General features: G+C 61.2%; 16 protein-coding genes and 1 tRNA gene. 14 read left to right on the forward strand and 3 right to left on the reverse strand.

What is annotated here, in order from left to right; all coding sequences use genetic code 11:
• Positions 1-121: 121 nt before the first annotated feature.
• The 14 genes from fliO to NMB43_RS14430 all read left to right on the forward strand — a co-directional run bounded on the left by fliO (position 122) and on the right by NMB43_RS14430 (position 13,960).
• The gene (gene fliO / locus NMB43_RS14365; protein WP_494348847.1) at positions 122-532 is read left to right on the forward strand and encodes a flagellar biosynthetic protein FliO; all 411 of its coding nucleotides are present in this window, start codon (positions 122-124) and stop codon (positions 530-532) included.
• A complete protein-coding gene (fliP, locus tag NMB43_RS14370) occupies positions 522-1,268 on the forward strand; it encodes a flagellar type III secretion system pore protein FliP (RefSeq protein ID WP_494348848.1) in 747 nt (248 codons plus the stop codon). Before fliO ends, fliP begins: the two co-directional genes overlap by 11 nt.
• Before the next feature lie 12 nt (positions 1,269-1,280).
• A complete protein-coding gene (gene fliQ / locus NMB43_RS14375) occupies positions 1,281-1,550 on the forward strand; it encodes a flagellar biosynthesis protein FliQ (protein WP_494348849.1) in 270 nt (89 codons plus the stop codon).
• A gap of 14 nt (positions 1,551-1,564) precedes the next feature.
• A complete protein-coding gene (fliR, locus tag NMB43_RS14380) occupies positions 1,565-2,353 on the forward strand; it encodes a flagellar biosynthetic protein FliR (protein ID WP_494348850.1) in 789 nt (262 codons plus the stop codon).
• 106 nt (positions 2,354-2,459) lie between these two features.
• Positions 2,460-3,203: a septum site-determining protein MinC gene (gene minC / locus NMB43_RS14385; RefSeq protein WP_494348851.1), complete on the forward strand. Its 744-nt coding sequence runs from the start codon at positions 2,460-2,462 to the stop codon at positions 3,201-3,203.
• A 48-nt stretch (positions 3,204-3,251) separates the two neighbouring features.
• On the forward strand, positions 3,252-4,067 hold the full coding sequence (gene minD, locus NMB43_RS14390; protein ID WP_494348852.1) for a septum site-determining protein MinD: 816 nt from the start codon (positions 3,252-3,254) through the stop codon (positions 4,065-4,067).
• A gap of 1 nt (position 4,068) precedes the next feature.
• Positions 4,069-4,335 carry a cell division topological specificity factor MinE gene (gene minE, locus NMB43_RS14395; protein WP_494348853.1) on the forward strand — a complete coding sequence of 89 codons (267 nt, stop codon included), beginning with the start codon at positions 4,069-4,071 and terminating at the stop codon, positions 4,333-4,335.
• Between the two features lie 497 nt (positions 4,336-4,832).
• A tRNA-Leu gene (locus NMB43_RS14400) sits at positions 4,833-4,919 on the forward strand.
• A gap of 178 nt (positions 4,920-5,097) precedes the next feature.
• On the forward strand, positions 5,098-8,130 hold the full coding sequence (locus NMB43_RS14405; RefSeq protein WP_494348854.1) for a type I restriction endonuclease subunit R: 3,033 nt from the start codon (positions 5,098-5,100) through the stop codon (positions 8,128-8,130).
• A gap of 3 nt (positions 8,131-8,133) precedes the next feature.
• Positions 8,134-9,342: a restriction endonuclease subunit S gene (locus NMB43_RS14410; RefSeq protein WP_494348855.1), complete on the forward strand. Its 1,209-nt coding sequence runs from the start codon at positions 8,134-8,136 to the stop codon at positions 9,340-9,342.
• Complete coding sequence (locus tag NMB43_RS14415; protein WP_494348856.1) at positions 9,339-10,421, forward strand: AAA family ATPase; 1,083 nt, start codon at positions 9,339-9,341, stop codon at positions 10,419-10,421. Before NMB43_RS14410 ends, NMB43_RS14415 begins: the two co-directional genes overlap by 4 nt.
• Positions 10,422-10,424: 3 nt before the next feature.
• Entirely contained in the window at positions 10,425-11,426 is a 1,002-nt protein-coding gene (locus tag NMB43_RS14420) for a virulence RhuM family protein (RefSeq protein ID WP_494348857.1), read from the forward strand.
• Positions 11,423-13,060 carry a type I restriction-modification system subunit M gene (locus NMB43_RS14425; protein ID WP_494348858.1) on the forward strand — a complete coding sequence of 546 codons (1,638 nt, stop codon included), beginning with the start codon at positions 11,423-11,425 and terminating at the stop codon, positions 13,058-13,060. Before NMB43_RS14420 ends, NMB43_RS14425 begins: the two co-directional genes overlap by 4 nt.
• 30 nt (positions 13,061-13,090) lie before the next feature.
• Positions 13,091-13,960 (forward strand): GIY-YIG nuclease family protein, encoded by an 870-nt coding sequence (locus NMB43_RS14430; RefSeq protein WP_494348859.1) that lies wholly within the window; start codon positions 13,091-13,093, stop codon positions 13,958-13,960.
• A gap of 79 nt (positions 13,961-14,039) precedes the next feature.
• On the opposite strand, the gene NMB43_RS14435 is transcribed toward NMB43_RS14430, so the two are convergent.
• Genes NMB43_RS14435 through NMB43_RS14445 form a run of 3 tightly spaced genes read right to left on the reverse strand, consistent with a single transcriptional unit; the run spans position 14,040 to position 16,805 of the window.
• Positions 14,040-15,275, reverse strand: a complete 1,236-nt coding sequence (locus NMB43_RS14435) for an EAL domain-containing response regulator (protein ID WP_494348860.1) — start codon at positions 15,273-15,275, stop codon at positions 14,040-14,042.
• A complete protein-coding gene (locus tag NMB43_RS14440) occupies positions 15,265-16,320 on the reverse strand; it encodes a protein-glutamate methylesterase/protein-glutamine glutaminase (RefSeq protein WP_494348861.1) in 1,056 nt (351 codons plus the stop codon). Before NMB43_RS14440 ends, NMB43_RS14435 begins: the two co-directional genes overlap by 11 nt.
• Positions 16,317-16,805, reverse strand: a complete 489-nt coding sequence (locus NMB43_RS14445) for a chemotaxis protein CheD (RefSeq protein ID WP_494348862.1) — start codon at positions 16,803-16,805, stop codon at positions 16,317-16,319. The genes NMB43_RS14440 and NMB43_RS14445 overlap by 4 nt, the downstream gene beginning before the upstream one ends.

Consider the following 16,805-nt stretch of genomic DNA (forward strand, 5'->3'; position numbering starts at 1 on the left):
CCCACTCCCCACTCCCCATCACCGGCAAGATTTGCCGGCCTTTTCCCGCGCTTCTCCCGCCACGCTTTCCCGGCGCCTCCCACTAAGCTGCAAGCATTCCGATTCCGCTTGCCAGCCTGCCGTGAAGCTTCTCAGCCTCTTCCTTGTTCTGCCCGCCTCCGCGCTGGCCGCCAGCGAGCCCGCCGGCCTGCCTTCAGCCGCCGGCAGCGTGTTCCAGATGTTGTTCGGTCTCGGCGTGGTGCTCGCCTTGTTGTACGCGGCCCTGCATGTGCTGAAGAAACTCAACGGCCCGCGCGCGGCCGCCGGTGCCCTGAAGGTACTCGGCGCCACCTCGGTGGGGCCGCGCGAGCGCGTGGTGCTGGTCGAAGTGGCCGACACGGTGCTGGTGCTGGGGGTGACGAACAGCCAGATCACCGCCCTGCACAGCCTGCCGGCCGCCAGCCTGCCGACCACCGCCGCGACGCCCGGCGCCCCCAGCGCCGACTTCGCCGGCCGCCTGCGCCAATTCATGGAGACGCGCCGTGACAAGTAGTCGTCGCCTGCTGCGCCTCGCCGCCTGCCTGCCCCTGCTGCTCCCTGCGCTGGTCCAGGCACAGGCCTTCCCGGCCATCACCGCGACCCCCACGGGTGGCGGTGGGACCAACTACAGCCTGTCGATCCAGACCTTGCTGATGCTCACGGCATTGAGCTTCATCCCGGCCGTGGTGCTGATGATGACCTCGTTCACCCGCATCATCATCGTCATGTCGCTGCTGCGGCATGCGCTGGGCACGCAGACCTCGCCGCCCAACCAGGTGCTGGTCGGGCTGTCGCTGTTCCTGACCTTTTTCATCATGTCGCCGGTGCTCGACCGCGCCTACCAGGACGCCTGGATCCCGCTGTCGGAGAACCGCATCCAGTTCACCGAGGCCGTGCAACGCGCCAGCGTGCCGGTCAAGGCTTTCATGCTCAAGCAGATACGCGAACCCGATCTGTCGCTGTTCGCCAAGCTCGCCAAGACGCCCAAGGTAGACCGCGCGGAAGACCTGCCGCTGACCGTGATCGTGCCGGCCTTCGTCACCAGTGAGCTGAAGACCGCCTTCCAGATCGGCTTCATCATCTTCATCCCCTTCCTGGTGATCGACATGGTCGTCGCCTCGGTGCTGATGTCCATGGGCATGATGATGATGTCGCCGGTGATCGTCTCCCTGCCCTTCAAGATCATGCTGTTCGTGCTGGTGGACGGCTGGAACCTGCTGGTCGCCTCGCTCGTGCAGAGCTTCGGATAAAGGAATCGCAACATGACCCCCACCACCGTCATCGCCCTCGGCCGCGAAGGCCTCGAAATCGCCCTGCTGGTCGCCGCGCCGATGTTCGCCGCCGCGCTGGTGACCGGCCTCGTCATCAGCGTGCTGCAGGCCGCCACCCAGATGAATGAAATGACGTTGTCCTTCGTGCCGAAGCTGGTGGTGATGTTCGCCACCATCATCCTGGCCGGGCCGTGGATGCTGACCACGCTGACCGATTACATCCGGCGCCTGTTCGAGGCCATTCCAAGCCTGATCGGATAGCCCAAGCCCCGCGCATGCTCAACATCAGCGCCGCCCAGCTCGACGCCCTGCTGCTTGCCTGGCTCTACCCCGGCGCGCGCATCTTCGGGATGATCGCCGCCGCGCCCCTCTTCAACAACCTGGCCTTGCCGCGGCTCACCCGCATCGCGCTGGGCCTGGCCCTGACCGCCGCCATCGTGCCGGTGATCCCCCCTGCCCAAGGCGTGCTGCCCGGCACCTGGAACGGCATCGGGGTGTTCGCGCTGCAAATGGTGATCGGCGTGGGCATCGGTTTCGCCATGCGCGTCATGTTCGCCGCCGTTGATGTGGCCGGGGAAATCATCGGCCTGCAGATGGGTCTGTCCTTCGCCACCTTCTTCGACCCACAGAGCGCGGGCCAGACTTCGGTGATCGCCGAGTTCATCGGCCTCGTCACCTCGCTGATCTTCCTCGCCCTCAACGGCCACCTGCTGATGATCGACGTGATGGCGCAGAGCTTCGAGCTGCTCCCCATCGCCCAGCCCGGCCTCGCCGGCAAGGGCTGGCTGGTGCTGGTGCAGGCGGCTTCCGTCATGTTCGCCGCCGGCCTGCTGATGGCCATCCCCATCGTCGCAGCGCTGCTGATCACCAACCTCGCGCTGGCCACGCTGACCCGCGCCGCGCCCCAGCTCAACCTGTTCGCGGTCGGCTTCCCGATCACCTCCACCATCGGCATGCTGCTGATCATCGTCTCCCTCGAAGCCATGGCGCCGGTGATCCAGAACCTGTTCGAACACGGCTACAGCGCGATCTGGCAACTACTGCGGGTGCTGAGCGCGGCCTGAAGCCGCAGGCCGGGGGCGCATCGCCCCGCCCCCGGCTGTAATAACCGGGTAAAATCCGGCCCCAAGCGCCCGTTTCCGGGCCTTTTTTCCACCCGCGACCCACCGTATGTCCAAAGCCATCGAATTCAAGGCCGGCACGCTGACTGCCATGACCGCCTTCGTGCGGGAACTCGACAACGTGCGCCTGGCCGACTTCCTGCACGCCAAGCTGGGCGGCATGGGCGAATTCTTCGCCGGCGAGGCCACGGTGATCGACCTGTCGCAGCTCGCCAAGGTACCCGAGCGCGTGGACTGGACCGGCCTGGCCAGCCTGCTGCGCCGCTACGGTCTGCAACCGGTGGCCGTGAGCCATGCGCCCGAGAACCTGCAGGAGAGCGCCCGCAAGGCCGGCTTCGCCGTACTGGAAGCCGCCGCCGCGCGCGCCACACCCGCCGCCAAGGCAGCGGCCGAACCGGCGGTGGCGGCCACGCCCGCACCGGCAGCACCGACCGCCAGCAGCGCCCAGACCATGATCATCGAGCGCCCGGTGCGCTCCGGCCAGCAGATCTACGCCCGCGGTGCCGACCTCGTGCTGCTCAACGGTGTCAGCAATGGCGCCGAAGTCATTGCTGACGGCAGCATCCATTGCTATGGCCCGTTGCGCGGCCGCGCACTGGCCGGCGCACAAGGCAACACGGCCGCGCGCCTGCTGTGCACCAATTTCGGCCCCGAGCTGGTCTCCATCGCCGGGGTCTATCGCACCTTCGAACGCGGCATTCCGGCCGAACTGGCCGGCAAGCCGGCGCACGCCGTGCTGCGCACGACGGGCGACAAACACTCACTCAGCATCGAACCACTTCAGCTTGACTGAAGCCACCAGTACTCAGCTCGACTGAAACGCACACTCAAGGGGATTTTCGTGACTACACGCGTCATCGTGGTGACCTCCGGCAAGGGCGGCGTCGGCAAGACGACCACCAGCGCCAGCTTCGCATCCGGCCTCGCCCTGCGCGGTTTCAAGACCGCCGTCATCGACTTCGACGTCGGCCTGCGCAATCTCGACCTCATCATGGGCTGCGAACGCCGCGTGGTGTACGACCTGATCAACGTGATCCAGGGCGAAGCCAACCTGCACCAGGCCCTCATCAAGGACAAGCACTGCGAGAACCTGTTCATCCTGCCCGCCTCGCAGACGCGCGACAAAGACGCGCTGTCGGAAGAAGGCGTCGAGAAGGTGATCAAGGACCTCGAACACATGGGCTTCGAGTACGTGATCTGCGACTCGCCCGCCGGCATCGAGACCGGCGCCGTCATGGCGCTGACCTTCGCCGACGAAGCGCTGGTCGTCACCAACCCGGAAGTCTCCTCCATCCGCGACTCCGACCGCATCCTCGGCATCCTGCAGAGCAAGAGCCGCCGCGCCAAGGAAGGCCGCGAGGCGGTGAAGGAACACCTCATCATCACCCGCTACTCCGCCAAGCGCGTGGAAGAAGGCGAGATGCTGTCGTACAAAGACGTGCAGGAGCTGCTGCGCGTGCCGCTGCTAGGCGTGATCCCCGAATCCGAAACCGTGCTGCAGGCCTCCAACGCCGGCTCCCCGGTGATCCACAGCAAGGAATCCGAAGCCGCCGAAGCCTACGTCGACGTCGTCGCCCGCTTCCTCGGCGAAGAACGCGAAATGCGCTTCGTCAGCTACGAAAAGCCCGGCCTGCTCAAGCGCCTGTTCGGAGGCTGACATGTCCTGGTTAGACAAGATTTTCGGCAGCAGCCAACCCAAGTCCGCCCAGCTCGCCAAGGAACGCCTGACCCTCGTCATCGCCCACCAGCGCGCCGACGAAGGCAGCACGCCCGACTTCCTGCCCGCGTTGCAGAAGGAACTGGTCGCCGTCATCTCCAAGTACGTCAAGGTCAATGCCGATGACATCAAGGTGCAACTGGAGAAGAAGGACAACTACGAAGTGCTGGAAGTGAACATCGTGATGCCGGAGCCGGGCGCGCGGTGAACACAGAAACCGTCGTTCCCGCGAAAGCGGGAACCCCGTGACTTTGATTGAAATGCTCACAGCCGCTGGATTCCCGCTTTCGCGGGAATGACAAAGTTCTTTTTACTCCTTCCCTTAAGGAGAGAAGGCCGCGATGGGCGGAGCGAGCGGCAGGAGTGCAAGGCGGCCTGCACAGACGTGCGCAATGCACGTCGAGCAAGCCAACGCAGTAATCGTGTCGTGCAGCCCACTCACTCCTTTCGGGGAGGATGCCGTGATGAGTGGAGCGAGCGGCACGAGAACAAGGCGGCTCGCACAGACGTGCGCATTGCACGTCGAGCAAGCCAACGCAGTAATCGTGTCGCGCAGCCCACTCACTCCTTTCAGGGGAGGATGCCGTGATGAGTGGAGCGAGCGGCACGAGAGCAAGGCGGCTCGCACAGACGTGCGCAATGCACGTCGAGCAAGCCAACGCAGTTATCGTGTCGCGCAGCCCACTCAGCGCGGCATCCGAAAAAGCCCGGGTGGTGAAATTGGTAGACACAAGGGACTTAAAATCCCTCGACCGCAAGGTTGTACGGGTTCGACCCCCGTCCCGGGCACCACAATTACAATTCCGGGTATCGCGCTCGGCGCACGCGGAATATCTCGCGATGCAGGGCGCTCGCCCCATCTCCCGAACAAGACGAAATATCGAGTATTTTTCGACACATCCTTCGGACATGTCGATGCACTCGACACGCCAACCGCATATGTCGATCAGGATCTGAACCGGATACGCCCATGAGCACGCACGAAGCCCAGATCGAGCAAGACCTCATCACCAAGCTCGGCGAGCTGAAGTACACCCCGCGCCCCGACATCCGCGACCGCGCCGCGCTAGAAGCCAACTTCCGCGAAAAATTCCAGCAGCTCAACCGCGTCAAGCTCACTGACGAAGAATTCGTGCGCCTGCTCGAAGAGATCACCACGCCCGACGTCTTCACCGCCGCGCAGACCCTGCGCACGCGCAACGCCTTCATCCGTGAAGATGGCACGCCGCTGAACTACACCCTCGTCAATATCGACGACTGGTGCAAGAACAGCTTCGAAGTCATCAACCAACTGCGCATCAGCACCGACTACAGCCACCACCGCTTCGATGTCGTCCTGCTCATCAACGGCGTGCCGGTGGTGCAGATCGAGCTGAAGACCCTGGGCATCAACCCACGTCGCGCCATCGAGCAGATCGTCGAGTACAAGAACGACCCCGGAAACGGCTTCACGCGCACGCTGCTGTGCTTCATGCAGGTGTTCATCGTCAGCAATCGCACTTCGACGTACTACTTCGCCAACAACAACGCCCGGCATTTCAGCTTCAACGCCGACGAGCGCTTCCTGCCCATCTACCAGTTCGCTGCGCCTGACAACACCAAGATCAACGGTCTGGATGAGTTCGCTGATGCCTTCCTCGCCAAGTGCACGCTCGGCCAGATGATCAGCCGCTACATGGTGCTGGTTGCCAGCGAGCAGAAGCTGTTGATGATGCGGCCCTACCAGATCTATGCCGTCAAAAACATCGTCAAGTGCATCGAAGAGAACAGCGGCAACGGCTACATCTGGCACACCACCGGCAGTGGCAAGACGCTCACCAGCTTCAAGGCCTCCACGCTGCTCAAGGCCAACCCGAACATCGAGAAGTGCCTGTTCGTAGTCGACCGCAAAGACCTCGACCGCCAGACGCGTGAAGAATTCAACCGCTTCCAGGAAGGCTGCGTCGAGAGCAACACCAACACCGGCGAGCTGGTCCGCCGCCTGTTATCGGACGACGCGGCAGACAAGGTCATCGTCTGCACCATCCAGAAGCTGGGCCTCGCGCTGAACGAGAACAGCCGCCGCAACAAGAGCCGCGAGAAGCGCGGCCTCGCCACCTATGCCGATCAGCTCGACGCCATGCGCGACAAGCGCATCGTCTTCATCTTCGACGAATGCCACCGCTCGCAATTCGGCGAGAACCACCAGACCATCAAAGAGTTCTTCCCCAAGGCCCAACTCTTCGGCTTCACTGGCACGCCCATCTTCGAGGCGAACGCCGCCATCAAGCAGATCACGGGTGAAGAGCAGACGCTGAAAACCACGCAAGACCTCTTCCAGCAGTCCCTGCACGAATACACCATCACCCACGCGATTGAAGACCGCAACGTCCTGAAGTTTCACGTCGACTACTTCAAGCCCGACGGAAAGAATCCACCCAAGCAGGGCGAGAAGATCGCCAAGCGCGCCATCGTCGAAGCCATCCTTGCCAAGCACGACGCTGCAACGGGTGGGCGCAAGTTCAACGCCATCTTCGCCACGGCATCCATCAACGACGCCATCGAATATCACGGCCTGTTCAAGGAAATTCAGGACGAAAAACAGAAGGCCGATCCCAGCTTCGTGCCGCTCAATATCGCCGCCGTGTTTTCCCCGCCCAGCGACGTCAGTGCCGACGTGCGCCAGTTGCAGGAAGACCTGCCCAACGAACTCGCGGACAACCAGGAGGAGCCGGACACGAAGAAGGCCGCGCTCACTGAAATCATTGCGAGCTACAACGCGCGTTTTGGCACCAACCACCGCATCGAAGAATTCGACCTCTACTATCAAGACGTGCAGCAACGCATCAAAGACCAGCAATGGCCCGATGCCGACCTGCGCAAAGCCTATCCCGGCGCTGCGCAACACAAGATCGACATCACCATCGTGGTCGACATGCTGCTCACCGGCTTCGACAGCAAGTACCTCAACACGCTCTACGTCGACAAGAACCTCAAGCACCACGGCCTTATCCAGGCCTTCAGCCGCACCAACCGCGTGCTCAACGACACCAAGCCCTACGGCCACATCCTCGACTTCCGGGGTCAGCAGGATGCGGTCGATGCCGCCATCGCCCTCTTCTCCGGCGCCAAGGCCGACGCGGCGCGCGAGATCTGGCTGGTGGACAAGGCCCCCGTCGTCATCGAAAAGCTGCAAGAAGCCAAGCTCGCCCTGCAGAGCTTTATGCAGGCGCACGGGCTTTCAGGCCAGCCCGAAGACGTTGCCAAACTCATGGGCGACGAAGCCCGTGTCGGCTTCGTCAAGGCATTCAAGGACGTGCAGAAACTGCAAACGCAGCTCGACCAATACACCGACCTCACCCCCGAGCAGGCAGAAACCATCGAGGCCATCCTGCCCCGCGATGAGCTCAATGCCTTCCGCGGTCAGTACCTCGAAACTGCCAAGCGCCTGCGCGACGAGCGCGCGAGCGCGGGCAACAAAGCGGGCGAGGACAGGAACGAAGACCTCGCGCAGCTCGATTTCGAGTTCGTGCTCTTCGCCTCCGCAACGATTGATTACGACTACATCATGAAGCTCATCGCCGACTTCTCCACCAAGAAGCCCGGCAAGGCCACCATGAGCCGCGAGCAACTCGTCAGCCTGATCGCGGGCGACGCCAAGTTCATCGACGAACGTGAAGACATCACCGAATACGTCATGGGCCTCAAGGCCGGCGAAGGCCTGGACGAGCGCGCCATCCGCACCGGCTACCAGCAATTCAAGGCCGTGAAGGCCGCGCGCGAGCTGACCGAGTTGGCTACCAAACACGGCCTGGCTACTGCCGCCCTGCAAGGCTTCGTGGATGCAGTGCTGGAACGCCGCATCTTCGACGGCGAACAACTTACCGAACTGCTGAGTCCCCTGGAGCTGGGTTGGAAAGCCCGCACGCAGAAGGAGCTAGCCTTGATGAGCGAGCTGGCGCCGCTGCTGAAGCGCCGCGCCCGAGGCCGCGAGATTTCGGGCCTTCAGGCTTACGAGGATTGAGCGATGGCGAATGAGGGAAAAACAGCGGTAGTGCCGAAGTTGCGGTTTCCGGCGTTTCGGAACTCTGAGGGATGGAAGAGGGGGCCGCTAAGCGCGGTACTGGATTACGAGCGTCCTGATAAATACATCGTTTCAGATACGGCATACCAAGCCAGCGGCGTTCCGGTTCTTACCGCGAACAAGAGTTTCATCCTCGGTTACACAAACGAAACGACGGGGATATTTACCGACACCCCGGTCGTAATCTTCGACGACTTCACGACAGACAAGAAGTATGTTGATTTTCCGTTCAAGGTTAAGTCATCGGCAATCAAGATTCTCAGAGTGAAGGGTGACGACTCACTCAAGCTGATCTTTGAACTGATGGGCACCATCAAGTTCGACCCCAAAGAGCATAAGCGTTACTACATCTCTGAATACCAGAATCTAAAAATCCCGCTTCCAAATGGGGCAGAGCAACAAAAGATCGCCGACTGCCTGAGCTCGCTGGACGAGCTGATTGCCGCGCAGGGGCGAAAAGTCGAGGCCTTGAAGACTTACAAGCGCGGCCTGATGCAGCAGCTCTTCCCCCGCGAAGGCGAAACCCTCCCCCGCCTCCGCTTCCCCGAATTCCGCGATGCGCCGGAGTGGAAGGAAGCGCCGCTCGGTGATCTTTTCGACACGTCGAGCGGTGGCACACCTGACCGCGCCAAACGGGAGTATTGGACGGACGACATTCCTTGGGTCACGACTTCATTGGTCGACTTCAACCTCATAACCAAGGCAGACGAGTTCATCAGCGAAGCAGGCTTGGGGAACTCCTCGGCAAAGGTTTTCCCCAAGGGCACTGTTTTGATTGCCATGTACGGGCAAGGCAAGACGCGCGGGAAGGTTGCAATGCTCGGTATCCCGGCGGCGACGAATCAGGCATGCGCAGCAATTCTGCCGAACGCTGAAGTCGACAGTGGCTTTACGTTTGTGAGTCTGTGCGGACGCTACGAAGAAATGCGCAAGCTGAGTAACAGCGGAGGGCAAGAGAATCTGAGCCAAGCGCTGATTCGCGCTCTACCGTTTCGCTACCCAAAGGATGCCGAAGAGCAGACAAGAATCGTTGAATGCTTCTCAGAGATTGATGAGTTGATCGTTGGAGAGGTTGGAAAATTTCAAGCATTGAAGCTTCATAAAGAAGGCCTGATGCAGCAGCTTTTCCCTTCTGTTGAGGAAACGAAATGACGCTCGACGAAATTGCCGACACACTCAAGAAAGACCCTGCGCGAATCACGCTCGCCTATGCCTTCAACTCGACGGGAAAAACTCAGCTTTGTGTGGCCTACAAGAATGCGACCAAGCTGGACGATGGGAGCCACACAGGGGTCTACTACAACGCCTACAGCGAAGACCTCTTTGTGTGGGACAACGATGAAGACAACGATGGTGAAAACGTCAGACTGAGCATTTTGCCAAGCAGTCTCAGCCGCTTCCACACGCTCCTAACGGAAGACAATGTCCGTGACAAGCTGAATGCCTACAAGCCCAAGTTTGGTTTTAGTTTTAACCCCTACAAGGACGACCCCGAAAAAGGCATTGAATCAATTTCTTTCTTCATTCCAAATCAAAATCCAGACGTGGTGCAGAAGTCCATCAAGATTTCGCGGGGAGAGGAGCGAATCTTCGTTTGGTGCTTCTTTTTGGCTTTGTTTGAAGTCGAAGGCTGGGCAGACAAGCAATCAAGTCACTTCTTCATTGATGACCCGGTGTCCAGCCTTGATGATCACAACATCTTCGTCACTGCCGCGACGCTGTTTGATCTCATCGAGAGTCAGTTCGAGAAGCGGAAGATCATCGTCACCACTCACCACATTGGTCTTTTCTCCATTCTGAGCGACTGGCTCAGCAAGGGTGAGAAAAGTAGCAAGTTCAAGAAGCACACGAAGCACTACGTCCTTAGTTCGAAGTCCGGCGAGCTCAAGCTGGAGAAATGCGAAAACGATGTGTTCTTGTACCACCTGCGGCTGCTACAAGATCTGTCCAACGCACACAAAGCCAATGATGTCCGGGCATATCACTTCGCGATGCTCCGGCAGGTCATGGAGAACGTGGCGTCGTTCCTGGGTGTTCCGCAGTTCAGCTATGTGTTGAATCAAATCGGGATCAGCGAGCCAAATCGCGTGGCAGATATAGTAAATGCCTTGTCGCACAAGAAGGTCTACTACTACGAGTCGGACATCGTGGTTCAAGACAATCTGGATATCTTCAATGACGTAATGAGTGGGCTCCTCGCAAAGTACAACTTCGTACTGCATGCGGAGTAAGGCATGAGCGAGCTGATCCTCTACACCACCGAAGACGGGCGCAGCCAGATCAAGCTGCGGGCCGAGCAGCAGACGGTCTGGCTCACACAATTGGAGATGGCCGAGCTGTTCGACGCGACCAAGCAGAACATCTCACTGCACCTGAAGAATGTCTTCAAGGACGGGGAGCTGAGCGCGGATTCAGTTGTCAAGGAATCCTTGACAACTGCCGCCGACGGCAAGCGCTACCGGACACAGCTCTACAATCTCGACGCCATCCTCGCCGTGGGCTACCGCGTGCGCTCGCCGCGCGGCGTGCAGTTCCGCCGCTGGGCCAGCACCGTGCTCAAGGAGTTTCTGCTCAAGGGCTTTGTGCTGGACGATGAGCGCCTGAAGAACCCGGATGGTCGCCCGGATTACTTCGACGAGATGCTGGCGCGCATCCGGGACATCCGTGCCTCGGAAAAGCGCTTCTACCAGAAGGTGCGCGACCTGTTTGCCCTGAGCGTTGATTACGACAAGAGTGATCAGGCCACCCAAACCTTTTTCGCCACGGTGCAGAACCTGCTGCTCTACGCGGTGACGCAGCAGACCGCCGCCGAACTCATCACCGCTCGTGCCAACCCGGATGACCGCCATTTCGGCCTGCTGCACTGGCAGGGTGACAAGGTGCGCAAGCAGGATATTTTGATCGCGAAGAATTACCTCAACGCCGATGAGATCGACACGCTGAATCGCCTGGTGGTGATATTTCTGGAAACCGCCGAGCTGCGCACCAAACGCCGCGAAGAAATCTGCATGAGCTTCTGGCGCCAGAACGTGGACCAGATCATCAGCAGCAACGGTTTTCCGGTGCTCACCCATGCCGGCAAGGTGAGCCATGCACAAATGGAGCGCGCGGCCAGCGCGTTGTATCTGGACTATGACCAGCGCCGCAAACAGGAAGAGGCCCGCGAGGCCGATGCGCAGGACGATGCCGAATTGAAGGCGCTGGAAAACACGCTCAAGAAACGATCCAAGACATGACTGAAAACGAACAAAAGCAACTCGGCAAAACGCTGTGGGCCATTGCGGACCAACTGCGCGGCGCAATGAACGCAGACGACTTCCGCGATTACATGCTGTCTTTCCTTTTCTTGCGTTATCTCTCGGACAACTACGAGCAGGCGGCGAAGAAGGAGCTGGGGGCGGATTATCCAGAACGCGAGCCGGATGAAGTACGTGGCGAAGATAAGATCCCGGCTCCGCCTCCATTGGCGCGGTGGTATGAGCAAAACGCTGCCGACGTGGAAGAGTTCGAGAAGCAGATGCGTCGCAAGGTGCACTATGTGATCGAACCGCCTTTTCTGTGGAGCAGCATCGTTCGCCTCGCCAAGAAGCGAGAGGGCTTATTGCTCGACACCTTGCAGAAGGGTTTCAAGTACATCGAGGAAAAGTCTTTCCAAAGCAACTTCGCGGGGCTGTTTTCAGAGATCAATCTTGCTTCCGACAAGCTGGGCCGCACGTACGAAGATCGCAACGTCAAACTGTGCTCGATCATCTCCGAGCTGGCGAAAGGGATGTCGAAGTTCTCCACCGACAGCGACACGCTGGGTGATGCCTACGAGTACTTGATCGGGCAATTCGCGGCGGGCTCGGGCAAGAAGGCAGGCGAGTTCTACACGCCGCAGAGAATCTCAGACATCCTTTCCGCCATCGTGACGCTGGACAGCCAGGAGCCGAAGGAAGGGTCGCGCAAGAAGCTGGAGAGCGTCTTCGACTTCGCTTGCGGATCAGGCTCTCTGCTGCTGAACATCCGCCACCGCGTGAAGAACGCGGGTGGCAGCATCGGCAAGATCTACGGCCAGGAATACAACATCACCACCTACAACCTGGCGCGCATGAACATGCTGCTGCACGGGGTGAAGGACACCGAGTTCGAGATCTACCACGGCGACACGCTGGCCAATGCCTGGGACTTTCTGCGCGAGACCAACCCGGCGAAGAAGCCGCAATTCGATGCAGTGGTGGCGAATCCGCCCTTCAGTTATCGCTGGGAGCCGTCTGATGCGATCAGCGAAGACATGCGCTTCAAGAACCACGGCATCGCCCCGAAAAGCGCGGCGGACTTCGCCTTCCTGCTACACGGGCTGCACTACCTGAAAGACGATGGCGTGATGGCCATCATCCTGCCGCACGGCGTGCTGTTCCGTGGCGGCGCGGAGGAGCGCATCCGTACCAAGCTGCTCAAGGACGGTCACATCGACACAGTGATCGGCTTGCCGGCGAATCTTTTCTACTCGACGGGTATCCCGGTCTGCATCCTGGTGCTGAAGAAGTGCAAGAAGCCGGACGATGTACTGTTCATCAATGCGGCCGAGCACTTCGAGAAGGGCAAGCGCCAGAACCAACTGACGCAGGACCATATCGACAAGATCGTCGAGACCTACCAGTACCGCAAGGAAGCAGCGCGCTATGCGCGGCGGGTGGGCATGGCTGAGATCGAGAAGAACGATTTCAACCTGAACATCTCGCGCTATGTCAGTACTTCAGTCGCCGAAGAAGAAGTCGACTTGAAAGCAGTGCATGACCAATTGGTCGACATCGAGAAAGACATCAAACGGGCCAAGGACACGCATAACGATTTTCTCAGGCAGCTGGGCTTACCCTTGCTGCCCTGATATTTTGGCCCGGTTTCAAGGACGCTTTTCATGAGTACAGCCCAACCTTTCTCCCTACGCATCTTCGTGGCTGATGGCGACCCGGACGGGCTGCGCGTGGTGGAGCGCAGCAACTGGATTGGCAAGGCACTGATCTTTCCGCGTTCGCTTTTGCCGCGCGTAAAGCAACGCGAGGAGCTGGGGCAGACGGGTGTGTATCTGCTGCTTGGGCCGCGTGAGGACGGCGAAGGGGAGATGCTCTACGTCGGCGAGGGCGATCCGGTCAGGCCTCGTATCGAGGACCACTACGCGAAGAAAGATTTCTGGAATCGCGCGGTGTGCTTCGTGGCGCCGGGGCAGTTGAACAAGGCACATGTGCAGTTTCTGGAATCCAACCTCGTGAGTCTGGCCAAGGCCGCGAAGCGCGTGCCGCTGGACAACGGGAACCACCCGGCTGAGCCCAGCTTGTCGGAAGCGGACAGGGCGGACATGCAGGTCTTTCTGGAGAACATGCTGGGGATGCTGCCGGTGTTGGGTGTGCACGCTTTCGAGCAGGCTGTGGCGGCGCCTGTTGCAGGACATACGACGCTGACTTGCAAGGGCAAGGGCATCACTGCGACAGGATACGAAGCGACTCAGGGGTTTGTGGTGAAAGCGGGCTCGCAGGCTTTGGCGGTGACGGCGCCGTCGTTGCCCCTGCACGCACCGGGCATCTTCGAAGTACGTAACGCCCTGGTCGGAAATGGTGTGCTGACTAAACAAGGCGAGCATCTGCAGTTCACGCAAGACTACGTGTTCAGCTCACCTTCAACGGCTGCGGCGATCGTACTGGGCCGGAATGCGAATGGACGCACGGAATGGAAGGATGCGAAGGGTGTGACCTTGAAGGCGCTGCAGGAAGCCGAGTCTGTACGACATTAGGAATCCCTGGCGCCAAGCCTCGCTCCCCTACCCTTGTCGGACCACATTCAAGTGGACAAGGTATTCATCCCCCGCGCACTCACCCCGCACCGCTGTTCGCGCGTCGGCGGCCGAAGTCGGCCAAGGTGTCGGGTAGCGTTTCGACCGGCGCCGGTTTGGCGATCAGGTAGCCTTGCGCGAGATTGCAGCCTAGGGATTGCAGCAGGCGCCAGTCATCCCAAGTTTCGACGCCTTCGGCCACGGTCTTGAGTCCGAGGCGTTGGGCCATTTCGACGGCGGACTCGAGGATGGTGCGCAGGTTGGAGCGCGAGTGCGCACCGTTGACGAGGGAGCGGTCGAGCTTGAGCTCCGAGAACGGCAGGCGTGAGAGCTGCTGCATGGACGAGAAGCCGGTACCGTAGTCGTCGATGGAGAGGCCGAAGCCGCGCAGGCGCAGGCGCAGCAGCGCGCCGGTGGCCACGATGTCGGTCATGGTGCTCTCGGTCACCTCGAACACGATTTTCTGGGTCTCGAGTTGCGCCGCTTCGACCATGCGGATGATGGTGTCGGCCAGCAGCATGTCACTCAGCGTGGCGGGCGAGAGGTTGATCGCCATGGTCCAGGGGCGTTGGTGCAGCGCCCATTCCTTGAGCACGCTGATGCATTGCTGAAGCATGACGAGGGTGAGCGCGCGCATCTGGCCAGAGGCTTCGGCGACGGGCACGAATTCGTTGGGGGGCACGATGCGCTTGCCGGGTTCGATCCAGCGCGCCAGTGCCTCGACGCCCTGCATCTCGCCGGTGGCGAGGTCGACCTTGGGCTGAAAATAGGGGCGGATGAAGCCGGCAGCCAGGGCGAGTTCAATGTCTTGTGCGGTAGTGGTCACCTCGTCACGCGCCGGCTCGACCGACGCCGACGGCGCCTCGCACACTTTGCACAGCAACTCGTGCAGCTTCTCTGCCGTGAAGGGTTTGTACACCACGCCAAGCAGGGGCAGGTTCATGGCCTCGCTCATGCTGGCGACGGAGTCGATCAGAGCGGTCTCGCGCCCGCTGGCGATGATGAGGTTGGGGCGGTAGGTGGTACGCGCCATCTGCTGGATCAGCTCGACGCCATCCATCATGGGCATTTCGAGATCGACGATCAGCACGGCGGGTGATGGGTCGAGCGCGTAGAGCCGAGAAAGGGCCGCGTAGCCGTTGCTGGCCTCGGCGACGCGCTCGACCCCCATCTCGCGCAACAGCTTGGTGGTGAAGATGCGCTGGACTTCGCTGTCGTCCACCACCAGCACACCCTGCTGGATGACGCTGGCAGGCAGTTCTGCTTCACTTGCCATAACGGACGATGGCCTCCGGGATACGGTCGAGACTGATGGTTTCATTGACGCCGCCATGGCGCAGCGCCTCCTTGGGCATGCCGAAGACGACACAGCTTTCTTCATCCTGCGCCAGGGTCTTGGCGCCGACGTCGAACATCTCCTTCATGCCGCGCGCGCCGTCGTCGCCCATGCCGGTCATGATGATGCCAAGTGCATTCTTGCCGGCGGCCTTGGCGACGGAGCGGAAGAGTACGTCCACCGAGGGGCGGTGACGCGAGACCAGGGGGCCGTCGATCACCTCGACGAAGTACTGCGCGCCGCTGCGCTTGACCAGGGTGTGCTTGCCGCCGGGCGCAATGAGGGCACGCCCCGGCAGGATGCGGTCGCCATTGGCGGCCTCCTTGACCTCAATCTCGGCCAGGGTGTTGAGACGGTCGGCGAAGCTGCGGGTGAATTTCTCCGGCATGTGCTGCACCACCACCACACCCGGCGAGGTACGGGGCAGGCTGGGCAACACATACTCCAGCGCCTGGGTGCCACCAGTGGATACGCCGATGGCGACGAAGCGCTCGGTGGTGCGGTCCAGCGCGCTGCTCGTGCTGGGCGCGGTGAGGATGGCGTCGGCATTGAGCTTGGGCGCCACGGTGGGCAGGCGCAGGCGACGCGGGTTGGCGGCGGCGGCGGCACGGATGGCCGAGGCCAGTTCATCATCATTGCCGCGCAGGAAGTCCCCCACCCCCAGCGAGGGCTTGGTGATGATCGAGACGGCGCCGGCCTCCAGCGCCTCCATCGTGGTCTTGGCGCCCTTCTCGGTCAGCGAGGAGCAGATCACCGTGGGGGTGGGTCGCTCCTGCATGATCTGGCGCAGGAAGGTGATGCCATCCATGCGCGGCATCTCGACATCCAGCACCAGCACATCGGGCCAGTCCTGCTTCATGCGCGAGAGCGCGAAGATCGGGTCGGACGCGGTCGCGATGACGTTGATGTCCGGGTGCTTGGCGAGTACGTCCTGCATGACCTGGCGCACCACCGCCGAATCATCCACCACCATGACACGGATCATGAGCCCTCCTCCTCTGACTGGCTGAGCTGGACGTAACCCGCGCGATGGCGGACCCAGGCTTCGCCGGTATCGACATTCAGCCGCAGCTCGCGGTAGCCGGTGCCACCCACGTGCTCCGCGCTCACCTGGACGCCGTGGTGCGCCAGCAGGTGGCGCACCGCCTCAATGTTCTTCTCGCCGACGCTCGAGTGGCGATGGTCGAACACACGCGCACCGCCAAACACCTTGCAGACGCAGGCAGCCGGGTCCACGCCGCGCCGCTTGAGCGCATCGCACATGTAGCGCCAGGCATGGTCCGCACGGCGGGTGTCGAGCGCAACATCCGCGGCGTCTTCCGCCGATGGCAGTGCGATATGCGCCATCGCCGCGACGTGGCGCTGCGGCGCCCACAGGATCAGCGCGACACAAGAGCCCAGCACGGTGTGCAGGTGATCGCCCTGCTTGCCCACCGCCACGTCGCCCGGCCCCAGGTGGATGACGCTCAT

Source organism: Uliginosibacterium sangjuense (assembly GCF_059132465.1).